Source organism: Arthrobacter ramosus, from assembly GCF_039535095.1.
In the GTDB taxonomy this organism is placed as follows: Bacteria; Actinomycetota; Actinomycetes; order Actinomycetales; family Micrococcaceae; genus Arthrobacter; species Arthrobacter ramosus.
Genome location: NZ_BAAAWN010000001.1, coordinates 1,809,055 through 1,827,772 on the forward strand (window position 1 = coordinate 1,809,055; position 18,718 = coordinate 1,827,772).

At 61.3% G+C, this 18,718-nt stretch carries 17 protein-coding genes; 12 read left to right on the plus strand and 5 right to left on the minus strand.

The window, feature by feature from the left end; all coding sequences use genetic code 11:
- The first annotated feature begins 70 nt into the window (after positions 1 to 70).
- The 3 genes from ABD742_RS08460 (at position 71) to ABD742_RS08470 (ending at position 3,231) form a co-directional block, all read left to right on the plus strand.
- Entirely contained in the window at positions 71 to 1,426 is a 1,356-nt protein-coding gene (locus tag ABD742_RS08460; protein WP_234749738.1) for an extracellular solute-binding protein, read from the plus strand.
- Positions 1,427 to 1,552: 126 nt separating this feature from the next.
- A complete protein-coding gene (locus ABD742_RS08465; RefSeq protein ID WP_372460908.1) occupies positions 1,553 to 2,356 on the plus strand; it encodes a carbohydrate ABC transporter permease in 804 nt (267 codons plus the stop codon).
- Positions 2,357 to 2,376: 20 nt separating this feature from the next.
- The gene (locus ABD742_RS08470) at positions 2,377 to 3,231 is read left to right on the plus strand and encodes a carbohydrate ABC transporter permease (RefSeq protein ID WP_234749990.1); all 855 of its coding nucleotides are present in this window, start codon (positions 2,377 to 2,379) and stop codon (positions 3,229 to 3,231) included.
- A gap of 32 nt (positions 3,232 to 3,263) precedes the next feature.
- Here the strand turns inward: ABD742_RS08470 and ABD742_RS08475 are convergent, their stop codons facing one another.
- Positions 3,264 to 3,497: a hypothetical protein gene (locus tag ABD742_RS08475; RefSeq protein WP_059389334.1), complete on the minus strand. Its 234-nt coding sequence runs from the start codon at positions 3,495 to 3,497 to the stop codon at positions 3,264 to 3,266.
- A gap of 419 nt (positions 3,498 to 3,916) precedes the next feature.
- Between ABD742_RS08475 and ABD742_RS08480 the strand changes: the two genes are divergently transcribed.
- Positions 3,917 to 4,885 (plus strand): methylenetetrahydrofolate reductase, encoded by a 969-nt coding sequence (locus tag ABD742_RS08480; protein WP_234749725.1) that lies wholly within the window; start codon positions 3,917 to 3,919, stop codon positions 4,883 to 4,885.
- A 66-nt stretch (positions 4,886 to 4,951) separates the two neighbouring features.
- On the plus strand, positions 4,952 to 7,300 hold the full coding sequence (gene metE, locus ABD742_RS08485; RefSeq protein ID WP_234749723.1) for a 5-methyltetrahydropteroyltriglutamate--homocysteine S-methyltransferase: 2,349 nt from the start codon (positions 4,952 to 4,954) through the stop codon (positions 7,298 to 7,300).
- Positions 7,301 to 7,370: 70 nt separating this feature from the next.
- Here metE and ABD742_RS08490 read toward each other — a convergent pair whose 3' ends face one another.
- On the minus strand, positions 7,371 to 7,877 hold the full coding sequence (locus tag ABD742_RS08490) for a DUF2004 domain-containing protein (protein ID WP_234749721.1): 507 nt from the start codon (positions 7,875 to 7,877) through the stop codon (positions 7,371 to 7,373).
- A gap of 51 nt (positions 7,878 to 7,928) precedes the next feature.
- On the minus strand, positions 7,929 to 8,906 hold the full coding sequence (locus ABD742_RS08495) for a LysR family transcriptional regulator (protein ID WP_234749719.1): 978 nt from the start codon (positions 8,904 to 8,906) through the stop codon (positions 7,929 to 7,931).
- Between the two features lie 519 nt (positions 8,907 to 9,425).
- On the opposite strand from ABD742_RS08495, the gene nrdH reads away from it, so the two are divergent.
- From nrdH to nrdF, 4 genes are all read left to right on the plus strand, one after another.
- Positions 9,426 to 9,668 carry a glutaredoxin-like protein NrdH gene (nrdH, locus tag ABD742_RS08500; RefSeq protein WP_028267421.1) on the plus strand — a complete coding sequence of 81 codons (243 nt, stop codon included), beginning with the start codon at positions 9,426 to 9,428 and terminating at the stop codon, positions 9,666 to 9,668.
- Between the two features lie 71 nt (positions 9,669 to 9,739).
- Complete coding sequence (nrdI, locus tag ABD742_RS08505) at positions 9,740 to 10,210, plus strand: class Ib ribonucleoside-diphosphate reductase assembly flavoprotein NrdI (protein WP_344787666.1); 471 nt, start codon at positions 9,740 to 9,742, stop codon at positions 10,208 to 10,210.
- Positions 10,211 to 10,221: 11 nt separating this feature from the next.
- On the plus strand, positions 10,222 to 12,369 hold the full coding sequence (gene nrdE, locus ABD742_RS08510; protein WP_234749988.1) for a class 1b ribonucleoside-diphosphate reductase subunit alpha: 2,148 nt from the start codon (positions 10,222 to 10,224) through the stop codon (positions 12,367 to 12,369).
- 118 nt (positions 12,370 to 12,487) lie between these two features.
- Positions 12,488 to 13,462, plus strand: a complete 975-nt coding sequence (gene nrdF, locus ABD742_RS08515) for a class 1b ribonucleoside-diphosphate reductase subunit beta (protein ID WP_059389329.1) — start codon at positions 12,488 to 12,490, stop codon at positions 13,460 to 13,462.
- Positions 13,463 to 14,056: 594 nt separating this feature from the next.
- On the opposite strand, the gene ABD742_RS08520 is transcribed toward nrdF, so the two are convergent.
- A complete protein-coding gene (locus ABD742_RS08520; RefSeq protein ID WP_344787668.1) occupies positions 14,057 to 14,389 on the minus strand; it encodes a hypothetical protein in 333 nt (110 codons plus the stop codon).
- Entirely contained in the window at positions 14,386 to 14,712 is a 327-nt protein-coding gene (locus tag ABD742_RS08525) for a hypothetical protein (RefSeq protein WP_234749712.1), read from the minus strand. Before ABD742_RS08525 ends, ABD742_RS08520 begins: the two co-directional genes overlap by 4 nt.
- A 164-nt stretch (positions 14,713 to 14,876) precedes the next feature.
- On the opposite strand from ABD742_RS08525, the gene ABD742_RS08530 reads away from it, so the two are divergent.
- The 3 genes from ABD742_RS08530 to ABD742_RS08540 are packed head-to-tail and all read left to right on the plus strand — an operon-like array spanning position 14,877 to position 18,716.
- On the plus strand, positions 14,877 to 15,626 hold the full coding sequence (locus tag ABD742_RS08530; protein WP_234749710.1) for a TnsA-like heteromeric transposase endonuclease subunit: 750 nt from the start codon (positions 14,877 to 14,879) through the stop codon (positions 15,624 to 15,626).
- Entirely contained in the window at positions 15,619 to 17,664 is a 2,046-nt protein-coding gene (locus ABD742_RS08535) for a Mu transposase C-terminal domain-containing protein (RefSeq protein ID WP_234749708.1), read from the plus strand. The genes ABD742_RS08530 and ABD742_RS08535 overlap by 8 nt, the downstream gene beginning before the upstream one ends.
- Positions 17,661 to 18,716, plus strand: a complete 1,056-nt coding sequence (locus tag ABD742_RS08540) for an AAA family ATPase (protein WP_234749706.1) — start codon at positions 17,661 to 17,663, stop codon at positions 18,714 to 18,716. Before ABD742_RS08535 ends, ABD742_RS08540 begins: the two co-directional genes overlap by 4 nt.
- Positions 18,717 to 18,718: the final 2 nt, after the last annotated feature.

The window sequence follows — 18,718 nt, forward strand, 5'->3', positions numbered from 1 at the left end:
TATCAAATATTGGCAACAGGCTGGGCCAGCTGAAGTGTGGGGGCTGCAGCCGCTTGAAGATCGGAGCGTCATGCGTCGCCCAGTCCGGATCGGAGCAGCACTGCTCGGCGTTGTAGGCCTTTTGGCCTCTGCCGCCTGTTCCGCCCAACCGCAAGCTGTCAGCAAACAAACCATCAAGATCGTCTATCAAAAGACGGACTCCTTCACCGCCCTGGACAAGGTCTTCCAGGACGCCAAGCAGGAATTCGAAGCAGCAAACGCGGGCGTCACTGTGGACTTGGAGCCCATCCAAGCCAACGACGACGACTATGGGACCAAGCTCGCGCTGGCCCAGCGTTCCCCGGACACCGCTCCGGACGTCTTCTACGAGGACACTTTCAAGGTCCGCTCGGATGTCGACGCCGGATACTTGCTCAAACTCGACTCGCAACTGGCGTCGTGGGACGAGTGGTCCAAGTTCAACGAGGGCGCCAAGGCCGCGGGACGCGGTGACGACGGCAGCATCTATGCCGTCCCGCTCGGCACCGACACCAGGGCGATCTGGTACAACAAGACAGTCCTCCAGAAGGCCGGCATACCGTTGCCGTGGCAGCCGAAAACCTGGGATGACATCCTGGCTGCGGCCCGCAAAATGAAGGCCGCGGATCCGAGCGTGATTCCCTTCAGCATGTACGCCGGAAAAGGAACCGGTGAGGGAACGGTCATGCAGAGCTTCTACGAACTGCTTTATGGAACGGGAAGCTCGCTGTACTCGGAAAGCGACAAGAAGTGGGTGGTGGGATCCAAAGGATTCACCGATTCACTCCAGTTCCTGAAGACCCTCTACGATGAGAAGCTTTCCGTGACCCCGGCGGACGCCCTCGATTCGAATGTGTGGAAGAAAGTCTTTGGACAGTGGCTGCCGCAAGGCAAAATGGGCGCCACCGTGGAGGGCTCCTACGCGCCGTCGTTCTGGCAGAAGGGCGGTTCCTACGAATGGGCCGGCTATGCGCAGGATATGGGAGTAGCCAAGTTCCCCACCCAATTTGGACAGGATCCCGGTGGCGTGAGCATGTCCGGTGGCTGGACGCTCGCCGTTGGGGCGAAGACCAAGAGCGCGGACCTGGCCTTCAAGTTCCTGACCACTGCCGTGAACAAAAAGAACGCCTTGGCCTTCGACGTCAACAATTCCCAGATCGCCGTCCGCACCGATGTCGCTTCCGATCCCGGTTACCAAGCGGCCAACCCGTTCGTGAAGGATGTTTCCAATCTGGTGGGGGTCACGCACTATCGCCCGGCGACCGCCGACTATCCCAAGATTTCCCTCGCGGTCCAACAAGCCACTGAGGCCGTCATCGCCGGCAAACAAAGCCCGGCGGAGGCGGCGGCCGAATACGACGCTTCGGTCAAGAAACTCGTCGGCGACACCAAGGTCATGCAGAAATGACGCATGGCAGTCCCTGATTCCCTCAGCCGCGGTTCCCTGCGACGCAGATCCCCAATCCAAAGGTCACTACGTCGCAGGCTCCGTTTGTTGCCGGTAGTGCCGTCAATCCTGCTGCTGGCCCTCTTCATGTTGGCACCTGTGGCGTGGTCCTTCTACGCCTCGTTCACCAACGCCGCATTGTCAGGCAAGGCGGCCCTGAACCCTCAATGGGTCGGGCTGGACAACTACGCCAGGATGCTGACGGATTCCGTCTTCCCGCTCTCGGCATGGCTGACGGTAGTCTTCGTGGCCGTGTCTGCGATCCTCGGACAGAACGCCCTGGGCCTGGTCATCGCCCTGTTGATGACCAGATCCGGGGGAGCGACGGCGTCGCTGGTGGGCACGGTGGTGGTCGCTTCGTGGATACTGCCGGAGATCGTGGCGGCCTTCGCGGCCTACGCGTACTTCAGCCAGGACGGTACGCTCAACCAGCTCTTGGGAATGTTCGGTGTCCAGGGCACCAACTGGCTGTATGCCTTTCCGATGGCCGCCATCATCCTGGCCAATGTCTGGCGCGGCACCGCGTTCTCGATGCTGGTCTACAGGGCGGCGCTCTCCCAGGTCCCGCGCGACGTCTCCGAAGCCGCCCTCATGGACGGCGCAAGGGGTTGGCAACGTCTGGCCTTCATCACCCTTCCGATCATCCGCGGTAGCATCGCCACCAACCTCATGCTGATCACCCTCCAAACGCTCGCGGTATTCACCCTCATCTGGGTGATGACGGCCGGCGGTCCCTCCAACGCGAGCACTACTTTGCCCGTGCTGGCGTACCAGGAAGCCTTCAAGCTCGGGGACATCGGTTACGGCACCGCGATCGCTTCTGTATTGATCCTGATCGGCGTGGTTTTCGGTGCTGTGTACGTCAGGTTGATCCGCGGGGCGAAACCGTGACTTCCCTGCGCCGTGCGCCGCTGCTCGCAGGGAAGCGTCCGACGGCGGAGGCCGGGGGACGGCCGCGTGTCCGGTTGGCTGCCAATGCAGCTTTGGCCGTGATCGGGCTGTGCTTTGTGCTGCCCCTTGCGTGGCTGCTTCTTGCATCCGTTGATCCGCACGCCGGCTACGAGACGCGGTGGCCGCAATCGCCGTCGTTCGCCAATTTTGCAGCCGTACTGACGCCAGGGCTGCTTTTCCAGCCACTCACGAACAGCTTCCTGCTCTCTGCCGGAACCGCAGTCGTGAACCTGGCAGTCGCCGTGCTCGCTGCCTATCCGCTGTCCCGCTACCAATCGCGATTCAACAAGCCGTTCCTGTACGCGATCCTGTTCGGCACATCGCTCCCGGTCACGGCGATCATGGTGCCGGTCTATGGCCTGTTCGTGCAGTTGCAATTGCTGGACTCGATGCCGGCAACCATCTTCTTCATGGCAACCACCACGTTGCCCATGGCCATTTGGATGACGAAGAACTTCATGGACTCCGTGCCGCTTGAGCTGGAGGAAGCTGCTTGGATGGACGGTGCCTCGGGGCTGGCCACGCTCCGGAGAATCGTCGTGCCCCTGATGAGGCAAGGGCTGGGCGTGGTGTTCATCTTCGTCTTCATCCAGGCCTGGGGGAACTTCTTCGTCCCGTTCATCCTGTTGTTGTCTACCTCAAAGCAGCCGGCCGCGGTGTCCGTTTTCAGCTTCTTCGGCCAGCATGGAGCCATTGCCTACGGGGAACTCGCCGCGTTCTCCATTTTGTATTCAGTCCCGGTACTTATCCTCTACACCGTGGTCGCGAGAGGCTCCGGCAGCGCGTTCGCGCTGTCCGGCGCGATGAAGGGCTGATCAGCCGACAGCCAGGACTCAGCAGCCAGGACTCAGTCGATGTCCTCCACGATGGTGCCGTACGGGATGGAATCATCCAGGTGCGCTTGGTGGCCTGTAAGGCCGCGGTTGTAAAGTACGCGCACACCGTGGAGCTTGTCCGCGGCCGATTGCATCAAGATGGGGCGGACGGTTTGGATGAACCGCTCGTCCTTGCCGTCGAGGTATTCCTGATAACTGGCTGGAAGCTGGATCATGGCAAAAGAATAGTCCTGCAGGACCGTCATGGGGAGGGCTAGCAACGGGGTTCTCCGTGGCGTACTGTTTGTGACTTCAACCCCGACGGAAGCCAAAACGAACAATCTTCAGAAATCAGGCGAAACGTAGCGTAAAAGTGCGTCTTAATTCGGTGGAGGATTTGTGGCGCCCGGAGCCCCGATCTAGAGTCGTATTCAAGTTACCGCGGTAACGTGTCAGCGATCCTCCGCCGGATCTGCCTCTTGAAGGCAGGCAGGAGGGTGTGGGTGCCCCCATGTGGGCCTGACATTTGCACACGGACAACTTCATTCCAGGCGTAACAGTCGCGGCTGCGCCCTGCTGGAGTTCGTTGCGTGTATCCCCAACTCAATTCACCGATTCTGCAGTCCAAGGACCTGGCTTTCACGTCCGCGAATGCAGGCCCGCTGACACACAGCCAAGGACGCAAATGTCACCACCAAGCCTCATCGACACCCATCCGAACTTGACCGGCGCCGCTCCTGTTGCCCTGTCCTACGAACTTTTCCCGCCCCGCTCTCCGGCCGCTGCCGAGTCCCTCTGGACGACCATCGGCGAGCTTGAAGCCACGGACCCCGACTTCGTCTCCGTCACCTACGGTGCCAGCGGCTCCAACCGGGACACCGCCGTCGAGCTCATCAACCGTCTGCTGCTCGAAACGACCCTGCGGCCACTGGCCCACCTGACCTGCGTCGGAAACACCCCGCAGGAACTGGCCGAGATCATCGGCGAACTCCTGGACAACGGCGTGCGCGGCATCCTTGCGCTGCGCGGCGACCTCCCCAAGGACAGCGGCCAGCCGGTCAACGGTTCGCTGCGCTACGCCCAGGACCTGATCGAACTGATCCGCCGCGTGGAACAGCGACGTTCAGCTCTCCTGTGCGCAGGCAAGATCGCAGTTGGCGTGGCCGCCTATCCCACCCGCCACCCTGAGTCCCCGAGCGTGGAGCACGACGTCGAGGTGCTGCTCGCGAAGCAGCGCTCGGGCGCCGACTTCGCCATCACACAGGTCTTCTTCCATACTGAGCAATATGCGAACCTGATCTCCCGTGCCCGACGTGCGGGAGTCACGATCCCGATCATTCCGGGCGTCATGCCGTTGACCAGCCTTCGCCGGCTCAAGCGCCTCGGCGAGCTCACCGGCGTCGAGCCTGCACCGGAGCTGATCGAACGCCTTGCTGCTGCGGACAACGACGCCGAACGACGCAAGATCGGAGTCCGCGCCACTGTGGACCTGGCCAACGCCGCCCTCCAGGCCGGTGCTCCGGGCATCCACCTGTACACCTTCAACGAGCACGCCTGCGCCCTGGACGTGCTGGACAAGCTTGCCTTGCCCCGGCCGGCCCGGCCTGCCAGCAGGCTCAGCGCCATCGCCCGCCGCCAAGAACTCGTCAGCTGATCAGCCATCGCTGCTCCGCAAACCCCTAGACACATCGATTTGCACCTACTGCCCCAAGGAAATCCCATGACTGAACAGAACATCACTGAGAAGACCAACGCAGCGTTCCCCGCTGCATCCCTGCTCGGCTACCCGCGCATCGGCCGCCGTCGCGAACTCAAGAAGGCCGTCGAAGCCTACTGGGCCGGCAAGATCGACGCCGCCGCCCTTGACGCCGCCGCCAAGGCCATCCAGCTGACCACCGCGAAGCGGCTCCAGGAACTCGGCCTCAACGAAGCCGCCGCCGTTCCGGGCACCTTCTCCTTCTACGACCAGGTACTCGACGCCACCGCACACCTGGGCGCCGTCCCGGCCCGCTTCGGCCAGCTGCTCGACGCCGAAGGCCAGCTCGACATTGATGGCTACTTCACGCTGGCCCGCGGCAACAAGGAACAGCAGCCGCTGGAAATGACCAAGTGGTTCGACACCAACTACCACTACCTCGTTCCGGAAATCGGCCCGGAGACCGACTTCAAGCTCGCCTCCAACCGCATCGTCGAGGAATTCGAGTTCGCCCTGGCCAACGGCATCGAGACCCGACCGTACATCGTCGGCCCGGTCACCTACCTGCTGCTTTCCAAGGCTTCCGACGACGCCCCTGCGGGCTTCGCGCCGCTGTCCCGCCTCGAGGACATCCTCCCGGTCTATGTTGAACTTCTCGGCAAGCTTGCCGCTGCAGGCGCCAGCTGGATCCAGCTGGACGAGCCCGCACTCGTTGTCGACCAGGACACCCCGGCCGCGGAAATCCAGGCTGCCACTGCCCGTGCGTACGAGGTCCTTTCCGGTGCGGCAGCGCGCCCTCAGCTCTTCGTCTCCACCCCGTATGGTTCCCTCGACGGCCAGCTCGGCACCCTTGCCGCGACCAACATTGACGCCTTGCACATCGACGTCTTCAAGGGCGCGGTACCGTCCGCAGCAGCCCTGGCCGGCCTGGGCAACAAGACCCTCGTTGCCGGCGTCGTCGACGGCCACAACATCTGGCGCAACGACCTCGCCGTCTCGGCCGCCAAGCTGGACGAATTGAAGGCCGCAGCCGGCAAGCTTGCCGTCAGCACCTCCACCTCCACCCAGCACGTTCCGCACGACACTGCGGAGGAGACCCAGCTCTCGGAGCAGCTCCGCAGCTGGCTCGCATTCGCTGACCAGAAGGCCGTAGAGGTCAAGACCCTCGCGGATTACCTGGCCAACCCGGCTTCCGCGAAGGCCGCCATCGACGAAGCCTCCGCTGTGATCGCCTCCCGCGCCATCGCCGAAGGCGTCCAGCGCGCCGACGTCCGTGCCCGCACCGCTGCCCTCACCGAGGCCGACTTCAACCGCTCCGAGTACTCGGTCCGCGAAGCCGCCCAGGAAGCAGCGCTGCACTTGCCGCCGCTGCCCACCACCACCATCGGCTCCTTCCCCCAGACCTCGGAAATCCGCTCCGCCCGCGCCCGCAACAACAAGGGGGAGCTGAGCAACGAGCAGTACGAGCAGCTCATGAAGGACGAGATCAAGCGCGTCGTCGAGCTGCAGGAAGAGCTCGGCTACGATGTCCTGGTGCACGGCGAGCCCGAGCGCAACGACATGGTCCAGTACTTCGCCGAGAACCTCGAAGGGTTCGACGTGACGGTCCACGGCTGGGTCCAGTCCTACGGCTCCCGTTGCACCCGTCCTTCCATCCTCTGGGGCGATGTCACCCGCTCGGCTCCCATCACGGTTGCCTGGGCCGAATACGCGCAGTCCCTGACGAGCAAGCCGATGAAGGGCATGCTCACGGGTCCCGTCACCATCCTGGCCTGGTCATTCGTCCGCGACGACCAGCCGCTGGGCGAGACCGCCAACCAGGTCGGCCTGGCGCTGCGTGACGAAATCGCCGATCTCGAAGCTGCAGGCATCAAGGTCATCCAGGTGGACGAGCCCGCACTGCGCGAACTCCTGCCGCTGCGCAAGGCTGACCACGCCGCTTACCTGAAGTGGTCGGTTGACTCCTTCCGCCTGGCCACTGCCGGTGCCGGCGACGCAACCCAGATCCACACCCACCTCTGCTACTCGGAGTTCGGTGTGATCATTGACGCGATCGACGGCCTCGACGCCGACGTCACGTCCATCGAAGCAGCACGTTCACGCATGGAGGTTGTCCACGACCTCGAGGCGCACCACTTCGGCCGCGGCGTTGGTCCGGGCGTCTACGACATCCACTCGCCGCGTGTTCCGGGCGAGGCCGAAGTTACCGAGCTGCTGTCCACCGCCGTCAAGCACGTTCCGTCCCGCCAGCTCTGGGTCAACCCGGACTGTGGCCTGAAGACCCGCGGCTACGCCGAGACCGAAGAGTCCCTGCGCAACCTGGTCAAGGCCACCAAGACGGTCCGTGCCGGACTGCTCGAAGCAGCCAAGTAAAACCCCGGTAGTACAAACAGCTGCGGCCGGTCACCTCGAAAGGTGACCGGCCGCCGCGTTGTTTAATTCTTCAGGACTCCCAGAGGATCTCGTCGTCCACCACACCGTCCTCGTCCGCCGCGACTACCAGGAGCTCGTCGGTGAAGTGCGAGCCCAAGGTGAAATCCAGGACGAAATAGCGCTCCGGCTGGCCGGGGTAGATCGCAACATGACCTAGTTTGAGGGCCTTGAGGAAAACGTCCTTGGTGAGCTGCGTCTTGTCACGGACGCCGAACACCGCCTCCAGTTGCTCTTCCTTGAGCTGGTTGGAGTGGAAGTGGAGGAATTGCTGGGAGTTGGTGCCGTCCTGGTCCAGCTCCTCGGCGATCATGTCCCGGACCTGGTCCACCAACTCGGGGAGGTAGCCCAGGCGGTAGTCCACCTTGTGGAGTGCCTTCTCGTCGAAGTGGTCATGCGCCGTGACGTTCAGGTCCAGTTCGAGGGGATTTCCGGCGAGCTCGTGCGAAGCCACGTAACAGTGCTCCCGCCCGTGGTTGAGCTCGATCTCCCCAAAATGTTTGCTCGCTACCTTGCTCATGTCTTCAAGATAGTCCCAAACAAGCGGCGTGTTCCAGCATCCTGGAAGATTTCAAGGGCGCGGTTTGGGCGTTGACTTTTGAGTCGTTTTGGGCATCGTCGCGGCGCTGCCGGCCCGGACGGTTGCGGTGCTCCCGCGAAGCGTGTCGGCCAGCAATTCCGTGAAGAGCTGCACTTGCGCTGTGCGCTTCTCGTTGAGGAGCAGGGCGAACACGTTGCGCGCGAGCCGGATGTCCGGAACATCGAGAACCACGACGCCGGGCGGCCGATGCCGCAGCGCGAGTTCCGGCACCAGGGCGGCGCCGAGCCCCGCGGCCGCCATCTCAAGGCTGGCGTGGAAGTCATCGCTGTAGGCCACGACGCGCGGATGCAGATTGCAACTGGCAAACAGGCGTTCAATCACGACGGCGTCGCTGGTGCCCGGATGGTGCATGATCCAAGGCATGTCCGAGAGTTGCGCGGCCTGCATTTCGGCGTCCTCCCGGATACCCCAGGACGCGGGGAGCACCACCCGGAAGTCGTCGTCGCCGATCCATTGCCGGTCCAAGGTGTGGGGCCACGCGAGCCCGGACTGGCCCACTTGGTACACCAGGGCGAGGTCCAGTTCGCCGCCTGCGCGCAGCCCTTGGATGGTCTGGGAGGGTTCGGCCACCCACACGCGCAGTTCTATGCCCAGCTTCTTCCAGCGCGGGTTCCGCAGGATGTCCGGGAGGATGTAGGTTGCCAGGCTCGGGAAGATGCCAAGCCGCAGCTCCTGGACGGGGGAGTCCGTGCTCCGCGAGGCAGCCGCCAGCAGGGTCTCGACGTCGGTGAGCACCTTGGAGGCATGGCGCACCATGGTGAGGGCGGCCTCGGTGGGAACCACGCTGCGTGCGGAACGCTGGAAGAGTTCGACGCCGGTGTCCCGTTCCAGCGCTGCCATCTGTTGGGATACGGCTGAGGCGGTGTAGCCGAGCCGCCCGGCGGCTGCCGCGAAGGAACCGAGCCGCGTGACTTCAAGCAGCGTCCGCAGGTGGAGAAGGTTGACCATCAGTGATCCTTAGGCTCGGTGCCGGCCGAAATCCGTGCCTAGCCAGCATAGCCGTGTGAATTCGGTCTCCGCTGTTGCTGTTGCTGGGTCGGGCAGCGTCGGCCTGGTGCCGGGAAGTGTGGCGGGCGACTCACGAAACGGTGTTTGCAGGATGCCGCGACACGCCGGGATCCAAGCGACACGCTGACGATTAAATGTGGCTAAGTAGTCCACAGGGTGTGGATTACGTCCCCGGATTTGGCGGATTCCCGGACATTTTTACCCCCTCGGCCTGTGGACTACCGGTGCGTAAAATGACATACTTGTAATACATCATCTTGGGGTTCCGCTGAGGCGCTTGCACTACATGTAGTATCGATTTACGGATTGAGCGGGAAACCAGCACAAGACATGAATGCAAGACGTGAATAGATAGTTTGGCCGCCTAGGCGGTCAGCGGGCCAGCATCGGAGACGGAATCAGTTCCGGTCGGGGCCTGCCAAACGAAGAGCAAAGACTTCAACAAAGGGGACAGGGACCATGACTGTTACGGTTTACACGAAGCCGGCCTGTGTTCAGTGCAACGCAACCTACCGTGCACTCGACAAGAAGGGCATCGCCTACCAGAGCGTTGACATCTCACAAGATGCCGAGGCCCTTGAGCGCCTGAAGGCCCTTGGATACATGCAGGCCCCCGTCGTGGTGACCGAGCAGGACCACTGGTCAGGATTCCGGCCGGACAAGATCGAAGAACTGGCACTGGCTGCCGCTTCGGTGGCCTAGTCTTTCAGGGACCTGGCTCCTCAGGACTCCGCCACATCAAAAAGTATTCCAATGTAGTCGAGGTGACTCCCATGGCAGCGCTGGCAACAGCACCTGCTCAAGCAATGGCTGAAGCTATCAGCACGCGGAGTCACCTCATCTACTTTTCCTCCACATCTGAGAACACCAAGCGCTTCGTCCAGAAGCTCGGCGTCGACGCGGCACGCATCCCGCTCCATGCCAAGGACGCGCCGCTGCTCGCACTGGAACCCTTCGTCCTTGTGTTGCCCACGTATGGCGGCACGGATGGCGACGGATCGGTGCCCAAGCAAGTCATCAGGTTTCTGAACAAACCGCAGAACAGGGAACTGATCCGCGGCGTCATCGGAGCAGGAAACACCAACTTCGCGGAAAACTACTGCATGGCGGGAGACATCATCGCCACCAAATGCCGGGTTCCGCTTCTTTATCGATTCGAACTCATGGGGACTCCGGAAGATGTTGACCGGGTCAATCAAGGATTGGAAAAGTTTTGGACACGACTGTCGCAGATACAGAAGTAACCAAGGGCGCTATGGACACCGCCAAGGTCAAGAAGCCGTTGCCGGAGGCATACAAGGGCCTTGGCTACCATGAGCTCAACGCCATGTTGAACCTCTATGGTCCGAACGGGGAAATCCAGTTCGACGCCGACCGCGAGGCCGCGCACCAGTACTTCCTGCAGCACGTGAACAACAACACCGTTTTCTTCCATGACCTGGAAGAGAAGCTGGACTACCTGGTCAAGAACCAGTACTACGAGCGGGAGACCCTCGATCAGTACACGATGAACTTCATCCGTGACCTGTTCAACCGCGCCTACAAGAAGAAGTTCCGCTTCGAGACCTTCCTCGGCGCCTTCAAGTTCTACACCTCCTACACGCTCAAGACCTTCGACGGCAAGCGTTTCCTGGAGCGCTACGAAGACCGCGTCTGCATGGTTGCCTTGCACCTTGCCCGCGGCAACGAAGAACTGGCCAGCCGCCTCGTCGACGAAATCATCGACGGCCGCTTCCAGCCCGCCACGCCCACGTTCCTCAACGCCGGCAAGGCCCAGCGCGGTGAGTTGGTCTCCTGCTTCCTGTTGCGTATCGAAGACAACATGGAGTCGATCGCCCGCGGCATCAACTCCGCGCTGCAGTTGTCCAAGCGCGGCGGTGGCGTGGCCCTCTCGCTGACCAACATCCGTGAGCACGGCGCCCCGATCAAGCAGATCGAGAACCAGTCCTCCGGCGTCATCCCTGTCATGAAGCTCCTCGAAGACAGCTTCTCCTACGCCAACCAGCTCGGTGCCCGCCAGGGTGCGGGTGCCGTGTACCTGCACGCCCACCACCCGGACATCTACCGCTTCCTGGACACCAAGCGTGAAAACGCCGACGAGAAGATCCGCATCAAGACGCTGTCCCTCGGGGTCGTGGTTCCGGACATCACGTTCGAGCTGGCCAAGAAGAACGAGGACATGTACCTCTTCTCCCCGTACGACGTCGAACGCGTCTACGGCGTCCCGTTCTCCGACATCTCGGTCACCGAGAAGTACTACGAGATGGTGGACGACTCCCGGATCAAGAAGACCAAGATCAGCGCCCGCGAGTTCTTCCAGACCCTCGCGGAGATCCAGTTCGAGTCCGGCTACCCGTACATCATGTTCGAGGACACGGTGAACCGGGCCAACCCGATCGCGGGCAAGATCACCATGAGCAACTTGTGCTCGGAGATCCTGCAGGTTTCCACGCCGTCGATCTACGCTGAGGACCTCAGCTACGAGACGGTCGGCAAGGACATCTCCTGCAACCTTGGTTCGATGAACATCGCCAAGACCATGGATTCCCCGGACTTCGGCCTGTCGATCGAGACGTCCATCCGTGCCCTCAGCGCGGTGTCGGACATGTCCTACATCAACTCGGTGCCGTCCATCGCACAGGGCAACGCCCAGAGCCACGCGATCGGCCTCGGCCAGATGAACCTGCACGGCTACCTTGCCCGTGAGCACGTCCACTACGGTTCCGAAGAGGGCCTGGACTTCACCAACATCTACTTCTACACGGTGCTGTTCCACGCTCTCCGGGCCTCGAACAAGCTGGCCATCGAGACCGGTCAGCCCTTCGCCGGCTTCGAGAACTCCACGTACGCAAGCGGCGAGTTCTTCAATAAGTACACCGAGCAGGAATGGACCCCGGAAACCGAGCGCGTTAGCGAGCTCTTCGCCGGCATTCACATTCCGACGCAGGATGACTGGCGCGAGTTGAAGGCTTCCGTCATGGAGCACGGCATCTACAACCAGAACCTGCAGGCCGTACCGCCCACGGGTTCCATCAGCTACATCAACAACTCGACGTCGTCGATCCACCCGGTGGCCGCCAAGATCGAAATCCGCAAGGAAGGCAAGATCGGCCGCGTCTACTACCCGGCTCCCTACCTCGACAACGACAACCTGGAGTACTACCAGGACGCGTACGAGATCGGCTACGAAAAGATCATCGACACCTACGCCGCTGCCACACAGCACGTGGACCAGGGCCTGTCCCTGACGCTGTTCTTCAAGGACACCGCCACCACGCGTGACATCAACAAGGCGCAGATCTACGCATGGCGCAAGGGCATCAAGACCCTCTACTACATCCGCCTCCGCCAGCTTGCGCTGGAAGGGACCGAAGTAGAAGGCTGCGTTTCCTGCATGCTGTAACCGATAACGGTTGTTTATTTGCGGCAGCCGCCGCGCCTCAAAACTGAAGAGCACGACGCCGGGTGAGCGCCCGGCGTCGTACGCTTACCTTAAAGAACACATACGTTAAGGGGACGAAATGACCGAGAAGGTCAAGCTGCTTAGCCACGTCGAAGCGATCAACTGGAACCGCATCCAGGATGACAAGGACGTGGAGGTCTGGAACCGCCTGGTCAACAACTTCTGGCTGCCCGAAAAGGTGCCGCTGTCCAACGACGTCCAGTCCTGGCACACCCTGACGCCGGACGAGCAGCAGCTCACCATGCGCGTATTCACGGGCCTGACCCTGCTGGACACCATCCAGGGCACGGTGGGTGCCGTTTCGTTGATTCCGGATGCCATCACCCCGCACGAAGAGGCCGTGTACACCAACATCGCCTTCATGGAGTCGGTGCACGCGAAGTCGTATTCGTCGATTTTCTCGACCCTGTGCTCCACCAAGGAGATCGACGACGCCTTCCGCTGGTCCCTCGAGAACGAGAACCTGCAGAAGAAGGCGCAGATCGTCATGGACTACTACCAGGGCGACGATCCCCTGAAGCGCAAGGTCGCTTCCACGCTGCTGGAATCGTTCCTGTTCTACTCCGGGTTTTACCTTCCGATGTACTGGTCCTCCCGTGCCAAGCTCACGAACACGGCAGACCTCATCCGCTTGATCATCCGCGACGAAGCCGTGCACGGCTACTACATCGGCTACAAGTTCCAGAAGGGCCTGGAAAAGGTCTCCGAGGAAAAGCGCCAGGAAATCAAGGACTACACCTTCGAGCTGCTCTTCGAGCTCTACGAAAACGAAGTCCAGTACACGCACGACCTCTACGATGGCGTCGGCCTCGCCGAGGACGTCAAGAAGTTCCTGCACTACAACGCCAACAAGGCCCTCATGAACCTCGGCTACGAGGCCATGTTCCCGGCCTCCGTCACCGACGTGAACCCGGCCATTCTCTCGGCCCTGTCACCCAATGCTGACGAGAACCACGACTTCTTCTCGGGGTCGGGTTCGAGCTATGTGATTGGGAAGGCTGTCAATACTGAGGATGAGGACTGGGAGTTCTAGTTCTTCTTCTTCGTCGGTCGACTTAACAATCAACGAAGCTGCCCCTGCTGTGAATTGACAAGTTAGTTGGCATCTTGGACAAGTTAGTTGGCACAAGGACAAAGAACTTGGCATCAGTGACAAGTTAGTTGGCATCAAATGGCTTGTGGTTGGTTGCGCTGCTGCACGGGACTCGTGAAAGCAGTTCGGTTAAGGCCCTGACCTGATCTAAGCAATGGTCGGGTCAGGGCCTCCTGATTTTGGCAGTTTGAGTGGGACCGGTTCCGAGCGCAGTTACACACCGGCGCTGCTGCTCGTAGTGGGTGACCTGGCCCTTGCCATCGGTGGAGGTGATTAGCCGAGAAGCGTCGTCGTATACGTTCGTGGTCGCCCCGACCGGGACCACAGGCTGATGGTGGTGGGCGTGCCCAAAAAGTAGGTGTAGCTGGTGACGTTTCCGGTTCCGTCAGTGGACTTGCAGACTTGGCCCCTCTTCGCCCCACAGCTCGCTCCGGACGCGTCTCCCTTGCCTTGGTCGTTTAGCTTCTGCGTCCCCCGCCCCTTGGTGCCAGGCGAGGCGGTCTCCCGGAGTTGAAGACCGGACCACGGTCGGGACTAGTTTTGCCCATTCATGCGTCCTCTGGCGACGCTTTTCTGTTGCTCTCGAATCGCTGTCCAAGCAAGAGGAATCTCAACCGCAAGGAAAATCGTTGCAGGGATCAGCATGTCCGGCCACGGTCGGAATAAGGCAATGATGACGGTGGACATCGCTGTCATCGCGACGAACATGATACTCGAAACGATGGCAAACCGTTTCGCCTTGGGTAACAGGATGGTGTGGCAGCTCGGCATCTGAACCTTTTCCGTTCTGTTCGGGTGGCTTTTGCAGCCTTGATTCTCAGTAAATCGAAGGTCGTCGAATCGAGGCTGGCCCGGCCGGTTCTTCAAGAACGAGGATCAAAAATATCTCCAAGGAGGCGCTCTGCGTCCGAAATATCCTCGAGCCGCATGAGCGCCTCGCCTCGGAGGACTTTCGTCATGCGGTCATAGCCGATGCCTGTTAGCTGCGCGTAGCTGTGGATGCTCTGTCCCGTGTCCCTGAGTCTGGTGTTGATCCTTGCGGCAATCGAATGCTGCAGCCGGGCCGCGTCGATGCGTGATTTCTCCGGCTCCGTGGTGCCTTCGAGCCAAGCGATCGAGGTGGCTTTCCCAAATAGCCAGCGGTCTGACGGCGCGGCCATCTCGCGGGGCCGGAATCGGGGGTCGCTCATGGATCGATCCTACGCGCGACTCCGGCGCGAATACTCGGCGTGTCGACAAATAGAGCTATATATGTCTGATACATATAGATTATGTCTAAAAGACATGAAATTTTCGCTGCTTGAACGCAGGCGATTCGGCGGATGGGGCAGGGTTGAAAACACGAAATAAGGGAATGGCGGCAGATCCATACCGCAACCTCGTGAACGCGAACGACCAGGCCGTCATCGCGTGGATGGATGCCGCGGGGGAGGCTCGTACTTCCGTTGCGGACGCACGGTGCCTGAGGTCTGGGCTTGAATCTGCCCGGATGGTCCGCCGGCCGGTGAAGTATCAACACCGCCGCAATTACGAGGGCTACTACTGGTGTGCCGGCAGCGGCGAGAGCGTTTGGTATGAGTCAATGACCGAATACTCGGTGCTGATGGAGTTGGATCACACCCGGGACCTTGCCAAGGTCGCAGCCCAGCCGTTTTGCATCCTCTTCGCCGATGGGGCCAGGCACTACCCGGACTATTTTGCCCTCCATGCCTCTGGCCGTCAGGTGGTCTACGACGTCAGGCCCGAGGGCCGCGTTGACGAGAAGGCTGCGGTTCAGTTCGAAAAGACCCGCCGCGTCTGCGAGGAGGTCGGATGGGGTTACGAAGTCATGCACGGGGTCACGGGGGTGCAGCGACACAACCTTGAATGGCTGGCCGGCTACCGTCACCCCTATGTAGACCCCGGCGCCCGGGAACGGGCCCGGATCTTTGACGCGTCTACCGAACAAGTGCCGTTGGCGCAACTGGCTGTTGCCCTCGACCCGGTACTGCCGGTCCAGTCCCTTCCTGGGATCTACAACCTTCTGTGGAACCAGGAACTCACCTACGAGCCGTCGATACCCCTCGGATGGCACACCCTCATCGAAAGGAACAAACGTGGATAGTGTCCAGCTCGGAGACACCCTCAGGCTTGAGGACGGCGACTACATTCTCGAAAGTATCCAGGGAGCCAACCTCGGCCTCCGCAACACACAAACCGCGGAACGCATGTCCGTTCACATCAGTGCCCTTCCCGCCCTGCTGACCACGCCGCCGAAGTTCAGCTTCGAGGATCCCGGCCCACGGTCCCTGGAATGGGGCGATGCCAAGGAAATGGAGCGCGCAGCCAAGCTCGCGGCCCACCTGGAGGAAATGATGGATGGGACTCCCCTCAGCGGAGGGGAACGGCGCGATGAATACGACACAGGGAAGACGACCTGGACCAAACGGATTGACAGCAAGGTCCGGGAGTTGAATGCACTGGGAATCAAGTGTTCCCGGCGCACTCTCGCCCGATGGGCCAGCGACTACAAGGAACGCGGCCAGGCAGGCTTGGCGGACAAGCGGCAGGAGCGCAGGCAAGAGCCTTTGGGTCGTTTGGATGAGCGGGTCAAGGAGATCCTGATAAGCGTGATCGCGCGTGAGACGAACAGATCCACCGGTTCAGCGGACCGGTTGATCCGCACTCTGAAAGCAGAGGTGATCAAGTCCTATCCGGGTGAAGACATCCTGATCCCCTCGGATCGCACCCTGAGGCGCCACATCAACGCTTTGACCCGGGGCAAGTACACCACCGGGAACGCAACCAACCGGCGGACTGCCGCCAACGCGCCCAAGCGAATGTTCAGTCCCCGCCCGGCGATTGCCCCGGGACACGAGGTGCAGGTGGACTCCTCGCCATTCGACGTGATGGTCGTCACCGGCATCGACCAGGAGAGCGGAAAGCTGAAGGTCGGGCGGGCAAATCTTGTCATCATGCTGGACAAAGCGACACAAAGCATCATAGCCACCAGCGTGAGGCTTCAAGGGGTGAAAGGCGTGGACCTTGCCTTCATGCTCGCCCAGTGTCTTACCCCACGTCTGCTGCGGCCGCAGGGACTGGTTGCGTTCAATGAATACGAGCTGGCTGAGATGCCATGGGCGAAGTTTCTCTCCGTTGAGGAGGCCGCCAGGTTCGAGACAACGCGTCCCTTCATCAAGCCCCAGCGGATCATGAAGGATAACGGATCTGATTATGCTTCCGCGGTCTTCGAATCTGCGTGTACCCAGTTCGGGATCGATACGACAAGTGCGGCCATCCGCACGCCAACGGACAAACCGAACGTCGAGAGGGCCTTCCTCACGATCAAGACCAAGTTCGCCCAGCACCTTCCCGGGTACACCGGGGGCAGCACGGATAGGCGCGGAGAGCACCCCGAGAAGGAGGACTTGCTCGACGTCTTTACGCTGGCAGAATTGTTCGAACGGTGGGTGGCCATTGTCTGGCAAAACATGAAGCACGAATCCTTGCGCGACCCGCTGGTACCTTCGATCGTCCATTCACCGAATTCGATGTACCTGGCGATGTTCCCCATGACCGGATATGTGCCGCTGCCACTGAGGGCGGAGGACTACATTGCCCTGCTTCCGACAGAGCTTCGGACGATCCAGCTCGACGGGATTCAGATTGACTACCGCCGATACGATGCGCCAGAGCTCTACCCCTACAGACTGCAGGATTCCCCGGACACGAACCGCGACGGCAAGTGGACCGTCCACTACAACCCGCATGATCCCAGCGCCGTCTGGATCCGCGATCCGGAAGGAGACGGGTTCATCCAATGCGACTGGATGAACCGCGATGCATTCGCCAAGCCGTTCTCGGCCAGCATCCGCCGCGACGCCCGCGAAATCACCGCCGCCCAAGGGGTTTTGGGAGACGAAGCCAGCACCCAGGCGGCCATCGAACTGATCGGACAGACCAAGGCAGCGCGCCGGCGCCACGCCGCGGTCGAAGACCGTCAGGAAACCGCCCGCAACCTCGCATCCCTGTCCGGTGCGAAGCTACCTTTGCCCACCCAGCCTGTTGCTCTCGAAGCAGTCGCGAGCTACAGCATCGACGAAGAGGAATTCGAATTTGACGACCTGGAGATCTTCGACCCGATGAAGGGGCTGGGCAATTGATCTTCACCCATACGGATACTCCGTCGCTGGATCGCCACGAGGACTTGCGCGAACTCCTGGTCCGGCAGCCCGTCTGCCCGCACATGCCCACAATCGAGGGATACAGGGCGCAGGCGGAACAAGAGCGCCGGGTATTCAACACTCAGCGACTTGATTTCCTGGGGGGCGGCCTCACGGTTGCCACACCCCAGGTCAAGGCCCTCATCAAAAACGTCCGGTTGGCTATTTTGGGAAATCGAGGTCGCGCCTCGGGTCGTACCGGCGTCATGGTCTCGGGCCAGTCCACCGTCGGCAAGACCACGGCTTGTATAGCCCTGATGCGCAGCATTCATGCACTGTACGGTCTTCAGCATCCTGGCTCGAGCGGCCGGGGAGCCATCCCCGTGGCGTACGTCGAGGTGCCGGCTGGATCTTCGGCCAAGGCAATGATCGGAAGGTTTGCGCACTTCTACGGCCTGGAATTGCCGGCACGATACACGCTCGAACAGATGCTCCACGCGGTCGTCACCACCATGCGTTCGTGCCGCACGCAGCTGGTGGTGGTGGACGAACTGCAGAATCTGAGCCGGATCAGCCAGGGAAACGGTGAATCGGTCGACGTTCTCAAGAGCCTGTCCAATCAGGTCCCGGCGACATTTGTGTACTCCGGGATCGGTATCCACCGCGGTGGATTGCTCGCGGGGGAGCGGGGGAACCAAATCAGCCGGCGCTTCACGCTGCTGGAGATGCAGCGCTACGGACACGCGACGGCCGATGAAGTAAAGGCCTGGAATGGCATCGTGCGGGCGTTCTCCCAAGAACTGCCGCTTGTGGCCCATGACAGCAGGACATTTCTCAAGAATGCGGCCTGGCTTCACAAACGGAGCGGAGGAAATATCGGTACTCTTCAGCGGATACTCGTCGGGGGTGCCCAGCTGCTGATCGTGGATGGCGACCCTGGCCAGGAAACTCTGACGCGGGAGTACATGGAAGCGCTCCCCGTGGACATGGGCGCCGAACGCGCCGAAGGAAAACTGGATGACAGCCCGGCCCTGCGGCAGCTGGCAGGCTGATC